This window comes from Myxococcus sp. MISCRS1 (genome assembly GCF_026626605.1).
In the GTDB taxonomy this organism is placed as follows: domain Bacteria; phylum Myxococcota; class Myxococcia; order Myxococcales; family Myxococcaceae; genus Myxococcus; species Myxococcus fulvus.
On the sequence record NZ_JAPNKB010000001.1, the window covers coordinates 6,973,438 to 6,989,551 of the forward strand.

The 16,114-nt window shown below is 71.7% G+C and carries 12 protein-coding genes; 7 read left to right on the forward strand and 5 right to left on the reverse strand.

The genetic code is table 11. The features are described from left to right. On the forward strand, positions 1-3,162 hold the full coding sequence (locus tag OWM54_RS27775; protein ID WP_267699462.1) for a serine/threonine-protein kinase: 3,162 nt from the start codon (positions 1-3) through the stop codon (positions 3,160-3,162). A 12-nt stretch (positions 3,163-3,174) separates the two neighbouring features. On the opposite strand, the gene OWM54_RS27780 is transcribed toward OWM54_RS27775, so the two are convergent. Further along, entirely contained in the window at positions 3,175-5,430 is a 2,256-nt protein-coding gene (locus OWM54_RS27780) for a CocE/NonD family hydrolase (protein ID WP_267699463.1), read from the reverse strand. A gap of 334 nt (positions 5,431-5,764) precedes the next feature. Here OWM54_RS27780 and OWM54_RS27785 point away from each other — a divergent pair, with 334 nt between their 5' ends. From OWM54_RS27785 to OWM54_RS27795, 3 genes are read left to right on the forward strand one after another with little or no spacing between them, the layout of a single operon-like run. Continuing rightward, the gene (locus OWM54_RS27785) at positions 5,765-6,220 is read left to right on the forward strand and encodes a hypothetical protein (protein ID WP_223747141.1); all 456 of its coding nucleotides are present in this window, start codon (positions 5,765-5,767) and stop codon (positions 6,218-6,220) included. 38 nt (positions 6,221-6,258) lie between these two features. Continuing rightward, positions 6,259-6,711, forward strand: coding sequence for a phage tail protein (locus tag OWM54_RS27790; protein WP_267699464.1), 453 nt, complete (start codon positions 6,259-6,261; stop codon positions 6,709-6,711). Beyond that, complete coding sequence (locus OWM54_RS27795) at positions 6,704-7,948, forward strand: hypothetical protein (protein WP_267699465.1); 1,245 nt, start codon at positions 6,704-6,706, stop codon at positions 7,946-7,948. Before OWM54_RS27790 ends, OWM54_RS27795 begins: the two co-directional genes overlap by 8 nt. A 138-nt stretch (positions 7,949-8,086) precedes the next feature. Here OWM54_RS27795 and OWM54_RS27800 read toward each other — a convergent pair whose 3' ends face one another. Continuing rightward, positions 8,087-8,650: a hypothetical protein gene (locus tag OWM54_RS27800; protein ID WP_267699466.1), complete on the reverse strand. Its 564-nt coding sequence runs from the start codon at positions 8,648-8,650 to the stop codon at positions 8,087-8,089. Positions 8,651-8,779: 129 nt separating this feature from the next. On the opposite strand from OWM54_RS27800, the gene OWM54_RS27805 reads away from it, so the two are divergent. The 3 genes from OWM54_RS27805 to OWM54_RS27815 are packed head-to-tail and all read left to right on the forward strand — an operon-like array spanning position 8,780 to position 12,796. Beyond that, on the forward strand, positions 8,780-10,105 hold the full coding sequence (locus tag OWM54_RS27805; RefSeq protein WP_267699467.1) for a hypothetical protein: 1,326 nt from the start codon (positions 8,780-8,782) through the stop codon (positions 10,103-10,105). 46 nt (positions 10,106-10,151) lie between these two features. Next, positions 10,152-11,477: a hypothetical protein gene (locus OWM54_RS27810; protein ID WP_267699468.1), complete on the forward strand. Its 1,326-nt coding sequence runs from the start codon at positions 10,152-10,154 to the stop codon at positions 11,475-11,477. Positions 11,478-11,491: 14 nt separating this feature from the next. After that, positions 11,492-12,796: a hypothetical protein gene (locus OWM54_RS27815; RefSeq protein ID WP_267699469.1), complete on the forward strand. Its 1,305-nt coding sequence runs from the start codon at positions 11,492-11,494 to the stop codon at positions 12,794-12,796. Between the two features lie 37 nt (positions 12,797-12,833). Here OWM54_RS27815 and OWM54_RS27820 read toward each other — a convergent pair whose 3' ends face one another. The 3 genes from OWM54_RS27820 to OWM54_RS27830 all read right to left on the reverse strand — a co-directional run bounded on the left by OWM54_RS27820 (position 12,834) and on the right by OWM54_RS27830 (position 15,981). Beyond that, the gene (locus OWM54_RS27820; protein WP_248542839.1) at positions 12,834-13,373 is read right to left on the reverse strand and encodes a dihydrofolate reductase family protein; all 540 of its coding nucleotides are present in this window, start codon (positions 13,371-13,373) and stop codon (positions 12,834-12,836) included. 383 nt (positions 13,374-13,756) lie between these two features. Next, entirely contained in the window at positions 13,757-15,574 is a 1,818-nt protein-coding gene (locus OWM54_RS27825) for a hypothetical protein (RefSeq protein WP_267699470.1), read from the reverse strand. Between the two features lie 23 nt (positions 15,575-15,597). Then, the gene (locus OWM54_RS27830) at positions 15,598-15,981 is read right to left on the reverse strand and encodes a hypothetical protein (protein ID WP_223747150.1); all 384 of its coding nucleotides are present in this window, start codon (positions 15,979-15,981) and stop codon (positions 15,598-15,600) included. Positions 15,982-16,114 lie beyond the last annotated feature (133 nt).

Genomic DNA, 16,114 nt, shown 5'->3' on the forward strand with positions numbered 1-16,114 from the left:
ATGGGTGAGGGCACCTGTCCGGATGAGGCGGAGCTGGCCGACCTGGTGCAAGGGTTGGTGTCGGGGGACGCGCTGGCTTCGCTGGAGCGTCACCTGGATGGGTGCGGGCTGTGTCGGCGCGTGGTGGTGGTGCTCGCGGGAGGCGAGGCGCGCGCGGAGTCGGTGGCCGCCTCGGCGGATGCGGGCGTGCCCCGGTTGGAGCGCGGCGCCCGGGTGGGGCACTACGAGGTGCTGGAGCACGTGGGCCTGGGCGCCATGGGCGTGGTGTTCGCCGCGAACGACCCGAGGCTGCACCGCAAGGTGGCCCTGAAGTTGTTGCGCTCGGACTGGGTGAAGGAGGGCGGCGCGGAGGACGCGCGCGAGCGCTTGTGGCGCGAGGCGCGGGCGCTGGCCCGGCTGTCCCATCCGCACGTCGTCGCGGTGCATGACGTGGGGGTGCATGGGGAGAGCCTCTTCATCGCCATGGACTTCGTGGAGGGGACCACGCTGCGGCGCTGGCTGCGGGCGGAGCCTCGGCGGTGGACGGAGGTGCTGGGCCGCTTCCTCCAGGCGGGCGAGGGCCTGGCGGCGGCGCATGCGCGGGGGCTGGTGCACCGCGACTTCAAGCCGGACAACGTGCTGGTGGGCGTGGATGGGCGCGTGCGGGTGACGGACTTCGGGCTCGCCCGGCTGACGCAGACCTCGCTGCCGGGGGGCGTGGAGTCCGCCGTGCTCGACGGGGCCTCCTCCGGGGACGCGGGGACGGTGACGCAGCCGGGGGCGCTGCTGGGGACGCCCGCGTACATGGCGCCCGAGCAGTTGGAGGGACGGCCCGCGGACGCGCGCAGCGACCAGTTCAGCTTCTGCGTGGCGTTGCACGAGGGGCTGTATGGCCGGCGTCCGTTCGAGGCGAGCTCGCGCGCGGCGCTCGTGCAGGCCATCCGCGCGGGGCCTCCGGTGTCGTCGGGGGAGGCGCGGGTGCCGGCGAGGATTCGCCGCGCGGTGCTGCGGGGCTTGAGCGCGGACCCGACGGCGCGGCATCCCTCGATGGAGGCGTTGCTCGCGGCGCTCACGCATCGGCCCCGGTGGGAGCGCTGGCGGATGGCGGCGGTGTGGGCGGGGGCGGCGACGCTCGCGGGGGTGGGGGCGGGGTTCTGGCTCCGGGAGACCACGCGGTGCGCGGGCGCGGACGGGCACCTGGTGGGTGTCTGGGATTCGGCGCTGCGAGGCCAGCTGGAGGCGGTCTTCACCGCGTCGGGTCTGCCATTGGCCCAGGAGGGCTTCGGCGCGACGGCGCGGCGGCTGGATGCGTATGCGGAGGCGATTGCCCGGATGGAGCGGGACTCGTGCGAGGCCACTCACGTGCGCGGTGAGCAGTCCGGGCGGATGTTGGATTTGCGGGGCATGTGTCTGGACCGGCGGCGCGAGGCGCTGCGCGCGTCGGTGACGCTGATGCTGCAAGGGGACGCGGCGGTGCTGGAGCGCGCGCCCCAGGCGGCGCACGCGCTGCCGGACCTGCTGCCCTGCGCGGACCGGGAGGCGCTGGCCAGCGTGGTGCCGCTGCCCGAGGACCCGGTGGTACGTCAGCGATTGCAGGGTTTGCAGGCGCGGCTCGCGGAGGGCATGGCGTTGCAGGAGGCGGGGCAGCACGCGCGGGCGCGGCAGGTGGCGGAGGAGGTGCTCCAGGCCGTGCGGCAGACGGGGTATCGGCCGATGGAGGCGTCGGCGCTGTTCCTGCTGGGGTTGGTGGAGAAGGCGCATGCGCGCTTCACCGAGGCCGCGGGCGCTTTCGACGCGGCGCAGCTGGCGGCCCTGGCCGGACGGGATGATGACCTGCTGGTCCGCGCGCTCATGGGGCTGGCGGACTCGGAGCTCCAGGGGCATGCGCGCTACGCGGAGGCGGAGCGGGCCGTGCGGCTGGCGGAGGCGACGCTGGAGCGGCTGGACATCCGGCAGGCGCCCGGGGCGGCCGGAGAGCTGCATTTGTTCCGGGGGCACCTGTTCCATCGCAAGGGCGAGGCTGTCCGCGCCCAGGAGGACTTCCGCCGCGCGCTGGAGCTGTTCGAGCAGGCGCATGGGCCCGAGTCCCCGCGGCTGGACGCGCCGCTCACGGCGCTGGGGCTGATTCTCAACCTCCAGGGGCACTACGAGGAGGCGCGCGGTTACTACGAGCGCGCGCTGGAGCTGCAGCAGCGCGCGTATGGCCGCGAGCATCCGGTGTGTGTCAGCCACCTCAACAACGTGGCCACGGCGCTGCGGCTGCAGGGGCGGGTGGAGGAGGCGGTGGCGCGCTACGAGGAGGCGTTGTCGCTGGGGGAGCGGCGCCTGGGGGCGGCGCATTCGTCGACGAACATGGTGCGCGTCAACCTGGGGGACGCGCTCCAGCTCCAGGGCAAGCTCACGGAGGCGCTGGCGCGCTACGAGGAGGCGATGCCCGCGTTGCTGGCGGTGCACGGGGACACGCACCCGCGGGTGGCCTCGGTGCTCACGAGCATGGGCACGGCGTACGCGGACCTGGGCGAGTCGCGGCTGGCGCAGAAGTCCTATGGGGAGGCGCTGGCCGTGCAACGTCGGCTGCTGGGGTCGGAGCACCCCGACCTGGCGCTGACGTACAACAACCTGGCCTCGGTGATGTTGGACCTGGGGGAGCCTGGGAAGGCGCGGCCGCTGCTGCAGCTGGCGCGTGGGTTGTGGGAGAAGTCGCTGGGGCCGGAGCATCCGCGGGTCGCCTCGGTGTTGCAGAACCTGGCGAAGGCGGACCTGGCGGAGGGGCGGCTGGGCGCGGCGCACGCGGGGTTCGAGCGGGCGCTCGCGATGCGGCGCAAGGGCCTTGGGCCCGAGCACCCCAAGCTGGTGTCGACACTGACGCTGCTGGCGGAGGCGAAGCGCAGGCTGGAGGGGCCGCGCGCGGCGCTCGCGACGCTCCAGGAGGCGGTGCTCCTGGCGGGCAAGGCGCAGGTGACTCCGGCGGACCGGGCCAAGGCGCTGTTCTGGCTGGCCCGGGCGACGTGGGATTCGGACGGCTCGCGCGAGCAGGCGAGGACGCTCGCGAGGCAGGCCGAGGAGGCGCTGCGCAAGGCGCCCCGGACGACGGAGGCGCTGGCGCGCGAGGTGCGGCAGTGGCGGGCGCGGCATGACGCGTCGACGTCCCAGCGGGCCACGGGAGAGGCGAGGCGGCCGTGAGCCCCCGAGGGCTCAGGGCGCGGGCTGCCTCCACACGGGCAGGGTGAGCCGGCTCCCGGGCAGCCAGGTGATTTCGAGGGGCGTCTTCGCGTCCGCGAGGCGCTCGTCGCTGACGTCCTTGCCCGTGCCCAGGTTGAGCTGGGATTGCGCGTGCTTGTTGATGGCGACCACCGCGACCACCTGGCTCCCCACCTCGAGCCTGCGGCTGGTCATCCGTCCGCTCTGGAAGGTCAGGCGCTGGCGCTTGCCCGGAACGAGCAGCCGCCGCTGCTCGCGCTCCGCCACGTGGCTGGCGCGCTGGAGCACGTAGGACAGGTACACGTACTCCCCCTTCGCCGTGCGCTCGTAGAGCACCACGTAGAAGTCGAAGTCCTTCTTGTTGGTGATGAAGTCGAGCCGCCCGGCGAACAGCCCGCTCACCTCCAGGGCTTGCGTGAGCGGCTCGCCGACGTAGACGAAGCCGTCGCGCGGCGCCTCGAGCGTCGTGGACACGATGTCCGACGGCTCGTAGTGCGGCCCAGGCGAGCGGTCCTTGAAGTCCACGCGCAGCCGCTGCCGGGTCCCCGCCACGGGCGCCACTGTCGTCAGCCGGTGCGGAGCGCCCGTGGCCGAGGGCGCGAGGAACAGCTCCACCGCGCCGTTGCTCACACGCGCCAGGTCCGGCGCGTGCTTCCACGTGTTCGCCCCCATCACCTGGTAGTTGACGCGGTCCTTCAGCAACGCGGGCAGCGGCCCCTGTCGCAGCACGTGCTCCAGCCATTGGTAGCGCAGCGCATGCACGTCCAGTCGGGCCACGGGGTCGATGCGATAGCCCATCAGCTCGTCGCTCGACGCGTGCTGCCCGCCCATGTGGTCATACGGCCCGATGACGAAGTAGTGACGGGCGTCCGGCGCGTGCCTCAGGTGCTCGGTGAGGTAGTACATCGCGCTCAACGAACAGCCGTCGTAGTAGCCCGTCGTGGTGAGCACGGGGATGCGGATGCGCGCGAACTCCTGACGGTACGGAATCATCTTCCGCCAGTACGCGTCGTACGTCGGGTGCTCCAGCCAGCGCTGGAAGAAGGGATTGGGACGCCCGTCCAGCCGCTCCAGCGCGCGATAGGGCTCGCCGCTCGTGTACCAGCGCTCGTGGAGCGCATCCCACCGCGCCAGGTCGAAGTAGTCCGCGTCCGCCAGGCCCTTGTCGAGCGTGACGTAGCGCGGCCAGCGGTAGAAGAATCCCTGGAAGACGTTGCCCTGCATCGGCACGTCGATGCCCGGCGCCACCGGCACCGACGGCATGATGGCCTTGAGCGCCGGGTGCCCTCGCTTCGCCGCGGACCACTGCGTGAAGCCCTCGTAGCTCCCCCCGAACATCCCCACCTGCCCATCGCTCCACGGCTGGCGGCTCACCCAGTCGATGACGGCGATGGCGTCGTCCCCGTCATGCTCGAAGGGCACCGGCGCATCGGGGCTGTTGCGCTTGCCTCGCGTGAGCGCCGTCACCCCCGCGAAGCCATGCGCCGCCGAGCGCACCGCCTCCTGCTTGTTGAAGCCGTTGGCGTAGATGGTGAACGACATCGCCGTGGACAGCGGCGCCTGGGTCTTCCGGGGACGCGCGACGGTCACGGACACCCGTGCCCCGTCGGGCGTGGGCACCAGGACGTCCTCCTCGATGACGTAGCGGCGCGCCTCGTCCCGGACCCACAGGGGCTCGCTCGCGGGCAAGAGCTCCTGGAACACCTGATGGACCTGGTAGTGACGCACCAGCTCCACCGCCTGGGCTCGTGTCAGCCGCCCCGCCTTGCGCGCCTCGGCGAGTCGGGTGTCCAGCTCCCGTCGCGCCCGCTCCAGGTCGAAGCGGAACATCCCCCGCGCATCGAGCGCGACCCGGTCCTCCAGCGCGCCGAAGGTCCGGTCGAACGCCCCGCGCAGCGCGTCGGCGTACGGCGTCCCGCGCTCGGCCTGGGCCTGCTTCGCCAGCGCGTGGGCCTCGTACTGCAGGAAGGTGATGCCCTGCGTCGCTGGGTTCGCCTCCAACAGTGGCCGGAGCTCGCGGATGGACGCGACCGCGCCCGCGAAGTCACCTGACACCAGCTGGAACCGGAAGCGCTGGCCCAGTCGGGTGGCCAGGTCCTCGTCCGGAGGGTCCTTCAGCAGGGCCCTCGCGAGCACGGGCATCGCCTTCGCGAGCGCCTCGGGGGATTCGGACGTGGGGGACGCGAAATCGGCGGGTGTGGCTTTCGCGAGCGTGGCGAGCAGCAGGGTCAGCAGGAGGGCGCGCGGCATGAGTTCTTTCGAGGAGGTCCACGATAGGACGCGATGCCCGCGCATCCATGGACACCTGGTGCGGCCCAGGCGTCGAAGGTGCGCCCCGGGCCTACTTGTCGTGGGTTCATTCGTGTGCATCGCGCGTGTGCTCCGCCGGACGAAGCGGGTGTCGTGGCTGGGTGCCTGTTGGGCTCGCGACGTCGGCGCTGTCCCCGGGAGCACTTCCGGTGCCCCTCGGTCGGTGCGACCTTGCGAGCCCGGATATCACGGAGCTCACAGGCTCCGTGGAGGCCGGCCCAGGACCTGGGGGGACCGGATGATCGACGAAGTCGATCAACGCTTGAAGGCATGGGTGAGCCGCGTCGCCGGCGAAGCGCCCGTGTACCTCGGCGTCCCGGACCGGGAGGCCATCGAGCGCGGAGTGTGTCTGTACCTGCTGGAGCTGGGGCCCGCGCCTCCCGCGCGAGGTGGACGCCGGGGGCCGCTGCAGTTCTCGGTCTGCTACCTGGTCACCGCCGGCGCGGAGGCTCCCGAACAGGCGCACCGGCTGCTCGGCGAGCTGGTCTTCTCCGCGATGGAGGAGGCGGAGTTCGAGGTGGACCTGACGCCCGTGCCCGCCACGCTCTGGGCGGGGCTGCGCGTGCCGCCGCGCCCCGGCTTCCGGCTGCGCCTGCCGGTCCGACGCGAACGGCCCGCGTCCGTGGTGCACCGCGTGCGCTTCCCGGTCATCACCCAGCTGGTGCCCGCGGAGGCGCCGGCCGCCGAGCCCCAACCGCTGCCCATCCACTTGCCGCTGAAGGAGGACTGACGTGCCGAGCTCCCTCGCCGAAGTGGAGGAGGTGACCCATGACTGACGCCAAGGCGCCCGAGGTGGCCCCATCGCAGCAGGGGATGGGCGCGCGCGTGGACCCCTTCCGCGCGTACAACTTCAAGCTGCTCATCGACGGGGTGAGCGAGGGGCACTTCACCCAGTGCACCGACCTGGAGGTGGAGGTCATCACGCCGCATCCCCGTGAGCGGCTCGCGGGGCCCGTGATGCACGGGGATTTGACGCTGCGCTACGGCGTCACGCAGTCCCCGGAGCTGTGGAACTGGTTCCTCGCGTCGATGAACGGGGGACCGTCGCGCAAGAACGTCTCCGTGCTGTTGTTTGACGGGGATGGGATGACGCAGAAGCTGCGGTGGGACCTCAACGAGGCCTGGCCGAAGAAGTGGCGGGCGGCTCCGCTGGACGTGCTCGGACAGCAGATCGCCGTCGACTCACTCACCCTCGTCTTCGAGTCCATCACCCGTGGTTGAGCGCGCGAGAGGACAGGTGTCCGGTGGGTGGCTGCGCTCCGTCGCCCGGCGGATGAAGGACTGGGCGCGGGCGGTGCTCTCCGAGGAGGAGGCGGACTTCGCCGCGGCGCTCTCCCAGGCGCGGTTGACTCCGGAGCGCGCGTGTCCCACGACCCGCGGGCCGCCCATCACCGCGCCCCGGGGGCCACCGATGCCCCTGGCTTCCATCACGATGGTGACGGCGCCCGCGGTGAGCGTGGGGCCGCCGGAGCACTGGGTGCGGGACGTCCAGGCTCGGCGCGCCATGGGGCCTCCGGCGGACTGGGTGGCGCGGGTGCGCAAGGTCGCGCCCCATCTGGTCGAGGGGATGACGGACGAGGTGCCCACGCCGCCCTTGAGTGACGCGCATCTGTCCGCTCGCGCGCGCATGATGCTCTCGGGCAACGCGACGGACCCGGAGCCTCGGCGTCCCCTTCCACCTCCCGCGATGTCGCCCTCCATCCGCACGCGGCCTCCTGCTCCGCGTCTGTCCCGTCGGGTCGAGTCCCTCGCCACGACAGAGAACCCCGCGCCGATGTGGCGTGAGGGAGGGGCTTCTCCGCCGCCCGTGAGTACCTCGCCCACGCGGGACTCCACCGAGGTGGCGGCTCCGGGAGGGGCCGGGGCGCAAGGGGCCTGGGCTCATCCCTTCGCGTCGCCGCCGCACGCGCCCATTGAAGCGGAGCCCGCGCCGCTGCCCGTGGAGGGGCCCACGACGCCTGTCCCGCTGATGCTGCGGGGCGCGCCGTTCCCCAATCCGGTGCGCGTCGAGTCCACGCCGGTGTCTCCCTCGGAGGTGTGTGTGCCGCCGCTGGGGGAGCTGGACAACGATGATGGGCTCAGCTCGTCGGGACTGCCGCAGGGCATCTCCGCGTCCCAGGCCTCCGGTGTCCAGGGCCCCGTGGCCGTGCCTCGTGCCCGCTCCACCGCGGAGCTGTGGATTCCGCGCCGGCCCGGTGCCGAGGCCGCGCCCGTGCACGAGGAGCCGGCGCCTCGCGAGCCGCACGTCGCGAGCGGGCCTCGGACGACTCCCGGGAGGACGGAGACGTGGCCGGACGAGAGCGGTCAGGAAGAGCCGAGGCAGGCGGCGCATCCCGTCCAGGAAGAAGCGGGGTACCCCACCGCTTCGTCGCGGGACACCGACGACGAGGACGCCGCGCGCGAGCTGCGGCTGTGGGCGCAGATGCGCCGGCTCGAGCGGGAGCAGCGAGGTGAGTGATGGCCCGAGGGGCCTGCCCCATTTCGCATGAGGGTGCGCGAAGCGGTTGAGCGTTCGATGCCCGAGCCGTGCGTCGTGGGGGGGCGCCTCGGGCCCGGCGTGCACCGGGTGGTCCGCCGCTCCAGGGGATTCGTGCCGTCACGAACCCGCGTCATCTCCTGGCTCGGCGGGCAGGGTGTCCCACCAGCGTGGCTCGTCCGGACTCTCCTCGAGCGCAGGGAAGTAGAAGAGGCTGCCCCAGCGCTCCTGGGCCCGCTGGCCCACCTCGATGGCGAGCACACGCGCGTCGCCCATCGTCTGGCCACTGGGGCGCATCGTCACCAGCGGGACGCAGGTGAAGCGAGGATGCGCGGTGGATGCACCCGGCAGGATGGCGAAGACATCGAGAGACCATCCGAACGAGTCGCCATCCCATTGCACCTCGATGGCCACGGGAGGATGGGGGAGCGCATCGAGCGCTTCACGTGCCCGCGCTCGCCACGCCTCGGGAGCGCTCTCCCTCCACCGGCGCGCCGCCTCCGCCTCGCCGAACGCGGGATGGAGCGTCTCCAGCTCCTGGGAGCGCCAGGTGAGCTGCTCGACCGCCGTGGCGAGCGGACAGCTCGTCCGCTTCCGCAGCATGGAGATGGCCGCGAAGAGCTCACGGGAGAGCAGGAGCGGGTCGACCTCGACGAGGACCTCGGGTGGGATGGACGGGCTCATGTTCCTGGGTGGGTCGCCGGGGAAGCGCTGCACGCGCCGGGACGCGGCGCGCAAGGACGAAGTGCTGCGCGGCCCCTGACCTGGGCGCTGCTCCCGTCCCCCTGCCTCGCCGGCTATGCTGTGCGCGCAATGTCCGAACGCACCCGAACCGGCGCCGCCCTGTCGGAGTCACGGGCGTCGGAGGGGGACCTGCGCCGCCGCCTGGAAGGGCGGGTGGAGCTCATCGAGTCAGCCCTCCGACGCTACCGCCTGCTCGCCGAGCAGCTCGAGTCCCGTCGCTGGCGACGCAAGGTGTGCGCCGCGCCGAGCCTGCTTCGTGAGGTCAGGGAGCTGGAGGGCTCGCTGACCGAGGCCCTGGAGCGCACGGAGCGCCGATGCGAGCTGGAGGGCTGTCCCGCCGACGCCCGGATTCCCACGTCGGCGCGGCGCATGCGCGACCTCCAGGCGCGAGTCTCCACCCTGGTCGACCGGCGGCTGGATGAGCTGCTCCGCCGCCCCGAGTCGCTGCCGCTGCGGGATGCCCTCGTGAAGCTCGAGGAGGTTTGTCTCCAGGATGTCTCGCTCGTGCGGACACCGGGGGAGCCCTTCTCGCTGCGCATCGGCTCGGCGGGAGGAGGGATGCAGTACGTGCTCGCAGCGCAGTTCGTCCTGGGCTTGTTCCTGGGCACGGTGCTGTTCGATGGACTGGGCAATTCGTTCAATTGGGGGATGGCGCTCGTGGTCACCGCGGTCGCGCTGTGGCTGCTGCTCCTCCTCACCGCGAGCCTGTTGCGACGTCGTACACCCGGCGTCCTCTGGCTGACGCCAGAGCGGCTGGTGTGGCTGGCGCCGGGAGGCGATCCGCCGGTGGTCGTGCGGTTGGACTCACTGGGGGACGGCGCCGTCGAACCAGAGGGGCCTTGGGGCACGTTGGCGGTGCGCGGTGACCGGTATCTCCACCTGCCTCGCTTCGGTCGCGAGAAGGTGGAGCGGCTGCGCGTGTTTCTCGAGTTGTTCCGCGTGCCCCAGGTCCGTGCCAACGCCTCGCGCGCCGAGCGGCCCGTGACGCTCGTGAGCTATCCCGCGCAGCTTCGTCGCAACAACCTCTGGACGCCGGGGCAGCTCGTGCTGTCGCACCGGGGCGTCTACTTCATTCCGGGCCTGGACTCGGACCCAGGTGCGGCCTTGTTGAAGGCCGCGACGGGGCGGAGGCTCGACTCACGCGTCGAGCTGACGTGGGTGCTGGAGGCGCTTCGCTGGCAGCCCGAGTCGGAGCTGGATGCGTTGCTGGCGCGGGCCATCGCGCAGACCCAGGGCGCCGCCTGGGCCTCCGTGGACGTGCGCGTGTCTCCCGACGTGGAGGAGGAGCAGGACGTCCACTTGTCGCGAGGGAAGGAAGTCCTCGTGGGCAAGCCGGCCTCGGACGACCGAGGCACGGTCCTCCAACTGCTCCACGGCTGGGGTGTCGGAGGGTAACGGTCGCTCCCAACCCGAGCGCCTGGCTGTCTATCCTGTGAGCGCGATGTCCGAACGCGTCCGAGCCGCCAGCGCCGTCCTGTCCGAGCCGCCAGCGTCGGAAGAGGACCTGCGTCTCCGCCTGGAAGGCCGGGTGGAGTTCATCGAGGTGGCCCTCTATCGCTACACGCCGCTCGTGGATGCGCTCGCATCACGCCACTGGCTGCGCCACCTGCGCGAGAAGCCGGACCTGTTGCGCAAGGTCCGCGAGCTGGAGGGTTTGTTGCCCGAGGTGATGGAGCACCTGGAGCGCCGGGGCAAGGTGGAGGGCTGGCCCCGGGGCTCACGGATTCCGCGCAGGTTGCGTCGGCTGCGCGTGGTCCGGGAGTGGGTCTTCAAGCTGCTCCATCGCAAGGTAGGCCTGCTGTTGCTGCTGACGGAGGACACGCCCCCGCGTGAGGTACTCGCGAGGCTGGAGGACTACTGTCTCGAGGACGCCCCCGTCGCGCCGACACCGGACACCGCCTTCGCGATGCACGTCGGCACCACGTCCCAGGTGATGCGCTACCTCAGGCCCTTGCTCATCCTCGCGGGGGGCTTGCTGGGGGCGGTGATGCTCCTGGGGCTGGCGCTCTCGTTCGACGCGTTCCTGGTGTTTGGCTTCGTCCTGTCCTGCCTGTGGCCCATCGCCGCCATCGCCATGGCCCTGCTGACCCTCCAGACCCCCGGCTCCGCCTGGCTGACGCCGGAGCGACTCGTGTGGCTGGCCCCGAGTGGGGAGCCGTCCGTGTCCGTGCGACTGGACTCGCTGGGTGATGGCGGCGTCCAACTGGAGCACGCTCGAAGGGGCACGCTGCGGCTGCGAGGCAATCGCGGTGTCCGCCTGCCCCGGCTCGGTCGCGAGAAGGCCGCGAGGCTGCGCGTGCTGCTCGAGTTGTTCCGCGCGCCCCAGGTCCGGGCCAACGCCGAGCGGCCGGTGGAACTGGTGACCTGGCCCGCGCGGCTTCGTCGCGGCGGGGTGTGGACCTCGGGCCAGCTCGTGATGTCGCCTGGGGGCGTGTCCTTGCTTCCCGACCCCGAGGTCGGCGCCGCGCTGTTGAAGGCCGCGACGGGGCGCACGCTGGACGGGCGCGTGGAGCTGGCCTGGGTGCTGGAGGGGCTTCGCTGGCAGCCCGAGTCGGAGTTGGAGGCCGTGCTGTCACGCGCGGTCGCGGCGACCGGTGGCACGGCCTGGTCTTCCGCGGACGTGCGGGTGGCTCCAGGCCTCGAAGGCGCACGGGAAGTCCACCTGGTGCGTGGCGAAGAGGCGCTCGTGGGCACGCCCGGCGCGAAGGAGCGGAGCGCCGTCCTCGCGCGCCTCCACGCCTGGGCATCCCGCGGGCCGACCCGGTAACCTCCCCCGAAGCCATGTCCCGACAAGACCTCGCCAAGCGGGCGCCTCGCGAAGGCCCCTCCTCCGAGGACGTGCGCCTCCAACTGGAGGGCCGCGCCGAGGTGCTGGAGTCCGCGCACGCGCACATCGCCGCGCTGGAGTCCGCGCTGCGCAGCCGCGCCTGGAAGCGCAAGCTGCGCGCGAAGCCCACGCTCGTCGAGGAGTGGCTGGAGCAGCAACCCCGCGTCGCGGAGGCCCTGGAGCACGCGAAGCGCCGCGCCGAGCGCGAGGCCTGGCCCGAGTCGCTTCCCCTGATGCGCGTGCTGCGCGAGCTGGACGCGCGCTCGAGGCGGCTGGCACCGCTGGTGCGTCGGCGGCTGTCCCGCCACGCGTTCGTGTCCGGCCCCATCGCGCTGGCAACGGAGCTGCGCCGGCTGGACACGCTGGCGAAGCAGCAGGTGTCCCAGAACCTCCAGGAGGGCGAGGTGCTGCTCTTCCAGACGCAGCGCTCCGGCTCCGTGCCTGTCCGTCAGACACCGCTGCGCTGGTCCTCACTGGCGCTGGCGCTGCTGGGCGTGTCCGCGCTCATCTTCTTCCTGCCGGTAGATGGGCGCCCGGTGGGAGGCTGGTTGTTGATGGCGCTCCTCGTCGTCCCGATGGTCATGATGCTGCTGCGCTCCGGCTGGCTCACGATGACGAACGAGCGGCTCATGTGGACGCCGGTGTTCGGCGAGGCCGTGTCGGTGCCCCTGTCCTCCATCGCGCCGGGCGGAATCCAGGTGGGCAGGTTGTTCTCCTTGAAGGTGGATGGGACGCCGGGCGTCACGGTGCCCTACCTGATGGAGGCGAATCTGGTCGCCACGCTGCTCGAACTGCACACGCAGGCTCCGCTGCGAGGGCTGGCGCGCTCCGGAGTGCGGCTGGAGAACGCGGTCCTCTATCCGGCGACGCTGCGAGAGGATGGGCAGGGGCGCTCGGGCTGGGCGGTGCTGCGGCCGAGCGGCGTGTCCTTCGTCCCCAATGGCCAGGGCCCCCAGGCGCTCGCCACGGTGCTGGGGCGGCCGAGCGCCATCCAGGCCGAGGTGAACTGGGTGTTGGACTCACTGCGCTGGCTGCCCGACTCGGAGCTCGACGGGGTGCTGGCGCGCGTGGTGGAGGCCACCGGGGGCGTGAGCTGGTCGGCCTGGGAGACCTCTCGACGCGGCGATGTGCCGCTGTGGAAGCGACTGACGCTCTCCCACGGACATCGAGTGCTCAGCGGGCAGGTGGAGTGGTCCTCGCTGGGCGCGACGGAGAAGGTGCTGGGCTTCTGGCCGGAGGGCGGAGGCCACCCGAAGTGAGCATGCCCACCTCGGGTGCCTCCCGTGGGTCACTCGCTCAGCGCTGGACGTCGTACCGCAGCAGCACCACGCCGTTCTGGTAGACCTTGGTCGAGCGCAGCGCCAGCTCGAGGTGCCTGTCCAGCCTGGACACCAGCGGGATGCCCGAGCCGAGCAGCCGCGGGTTGAGCTTGACGAGCACCTCGTCCACCAGGCCCGCGGCGAAGAGCTGCGCGGCCAGGGCGCCACCGCCGGACAGGTAGATGCCCTTGCCCTCCTTCGCCTTCAGCGCGCGCACCGCGCCGACGACGTCGTCCGAGATGAGCTTCACCCGGGGATTCGGCGCCTCCTTCATGCTGCGCGAGACGACGAACGTCTCCAGGTACGGGTAGGGGTCGGTGACCTTGAACTTCAGGCCGACGTCATACGTCCGGCGGCCCATCAGCACCGTGTCGTAGTCGTGCCGCAGCGTGGCCATGTACTCGGTGGCGTGGTCGCCTTCGAAGACGAAGCAGTCGAAGGAGTCGTCCTCGCGGGCGATGTAGCCGTCGAGGGTGGTGGCGACGTGGTACGTGAGCTTGCGCGTCTGGGATTGCATACGGAGACCTCGGGAGTGGCTGGGTCCCGCCGCGCGCACGGGTGGCGCTCCGCGCCGGAAGGCCGCGGTGGGACAGGGAAGGGACGCGTCACGGGCCGCGAGGGCTCGTGGCGCACGCTCTGGATGCCTGGGGAACAACTCCGCTGTCCGCGTGGACTCACGCCGAGCACGTTCGACGCCCGCACGGACTCAAGACAGAGCCGAGGGCGAGGTGCGCTTCGAGGAGCGGAGGTGTCAGTTGGAGGAGGTCATGGACAGCGCGGTTGCCCGCGCCGTCAAACACAATGGACCCGCCCTCGCATGAATGCAAGGGCTTGATTGTCGCTGTGTCCCGCTCCAGCACCGGACGAGCGTTCGTCCGATGTCACGCGAGGGAATGTTCTTCAGAAGTCGAGGATGAAGGTCTCGAGCGCCTCGTGCTCGGGGTCCGTCATCGTCGACGGGTCATGGTCGTTCGGGTCGTCGCCGAAGATGGACAGGCCCGGAGGCACGGTGGTGCCGATGCACAGGATGCGGCGGGGCTCGGTGCCCACGCCGTCGCCGTCGTTGTCCGGGTACAGCACGGCCCAGCGGATGAGCGCCGCGTTCGCGTCATCGCAGTCATTGCCCGTGGCCTGGATGAAGTAGGGCGCGGGGAGCGTGGCGGCGGCGCAGCGCGTGCCGGACTCGGGCGTGGTGAAGCCGTCCCCGTCGCGGTCCACGTGCCGATACGAATGGCTCATCCAGCGACTTGAGTCGTCGTCCGCGCAGTCGCTCCCCAGCAGCGACCTGTTCGCGGGCGTCTGCCCGTTCGTGCACTGGTCCTCCGCGACGCCCGCGCCCACGCCGTCCCCATCCAGGTCCGGCCACGTGCGCAGCGTCTTGTGCACCGACGCGTTCATGTCGTCGCAGTCCGGGCCCACGGAGAGGTTGAGGTGGCCGGCGGGCAGCGCCTCGCCCGCGCAGAGCTGGCCCGGGGCGGCCACGGTGTACCTGTCACCATCCACGTCCCGATAGGCATAGGACAGCCATTGCCACCGCGCGGCGTCGTCGTCCGCGCAGTCCTCGCCCGTCGTCGCGTAGCCCGAGGGCCGTGTGGTGCCCGCGCACACGGGGACCCTGGGGCCCACGCCCACGCCGTCTCCATCCGCGTCCCGGTAGAGGTCCCAGCGCACGCGCACCGTGGCATCCCGGTCGTCGCAGTCGTCGCCCTTCCCGGTGGTGAGGTAGCCCGGCGGAAGCTCCGTGCCGGCGCAGACGTTGCCGGGCGACCACACCGTGTCTCCGTCGCCATCCGCGTCGCGGTAGGAGTAGTCGAGCAGCCGCCAGCGGGTGGCGTCCTCCGGCGCGCAGTCTCCACCAAAATAGACGTAGCCCGCGGGCGGCGTGTCGCCGATGCACAGGGCCAGCATGTCGCCGTCGCCAGCCCCGTCCCCGTCCTTGTCCGTGTAGACGCCGCGTACCTGGAACCGCGTCGCATCCGCTTCGTCGCAGTCCTTCGACAGCCAGTGGTCGACGTACCCCGGTGGCAGGGGCGCGCCCTGGGGCAGGCAGAGGCTGCCGGGCGACTCCCGGCCATACCCGTCCAGGTCCTCATCCCGGTACAGGTAGACGCGAGTCTGGCTGCGCGTCGGGTCTGTGGGGTCGCAATCGCCTGAGTGGGCCGCGTAGCCCGCGGGGAGGGGGTCCTGGGCGCAGATGGAGAAGGTTTCGATGCCATCTCCCACGCCATCCCCGTCCGCGTCGGGGTAGACCCAGGTGGACGCCTGGTAGCGCCTGTCCTCGTCATCGCAGTCCAGCGGTCCCGGCTGCTCGCGGTAGGGAAGCACGTGCTCTCCCACGCAGGCCCTCACGAGGTTGGGACCCGTGGCCCCGTCCCCGTCGCGGTCCGGATACAGCCCTGGGACTTCCCGCCAGGTGCCAGGGTCCGTCGGGTTGCAGTCTCCCTCCACGGCGGACCAGCCCGGGGGCAGGTCGTGGGCGCCACACACCTTCTCCCGGAGGCCATGCCCCCGGCCGTCCCCATCGGTGTCCGCGTACCCCCAAAGCTCGCGCCAGCGCTGGCCGTCCGTCGGAGCGCAGTCCTGCGCGTCCAGGACGCCATCGCCGTCCGAGTCCGGTCGTGTCTCCTCGCCGCCCTTCTCGAGCCCGCTGCCACAGCCGACCTGGAGTGTCGTCAGGGCCAGCGCGAGCGGCAGCCAACTGCCTCGCATCGTGCGCATGGATGTGCCCCTCATCCTTGCCGTCAGGGCGCGGGCTGCGCCGTACGACGCGTGAGGCGACAGGACGGCTGTCCGCCAATCCATCGCTGGACCTTCAGCTCGAGCAGGTAGCGCCCCGGACGCGTCATGGCCAACAGCGCCATCCGGTCGCACCGCGAGCCATGCTGGCTGGCGTCGTAGTACGCGGGGTTCGAGTAGAACTCGAACTCGAAGGTCCGCGGGGCGCTCTCGCCCTGGAGCACGCCCCGTATCTCGATGACGTTGGCCTCCGTGATGGCGTAGCTGTCCACCGTCTCGAAGACGTAGGGCACGTCCACCTGGGGCGTCTCGCTCCAGGCCAGCGTCGAGGGCAGCAGCGCGGCCGCGGTCGACAGCACGAGGTTTCGGAGGACTCGACTCGGGGACATGTGGGGCAACCTGGGACGGGGGTGGGCAGGGCGCACGAAGCCCCGCCGCATATACACCTCGAGGGGATTTTCCTGGCCTTTCCCCGGGATTTCCCGCCGGTCATCCAGGCGACCGGCGGCCCACGGCGCGCCT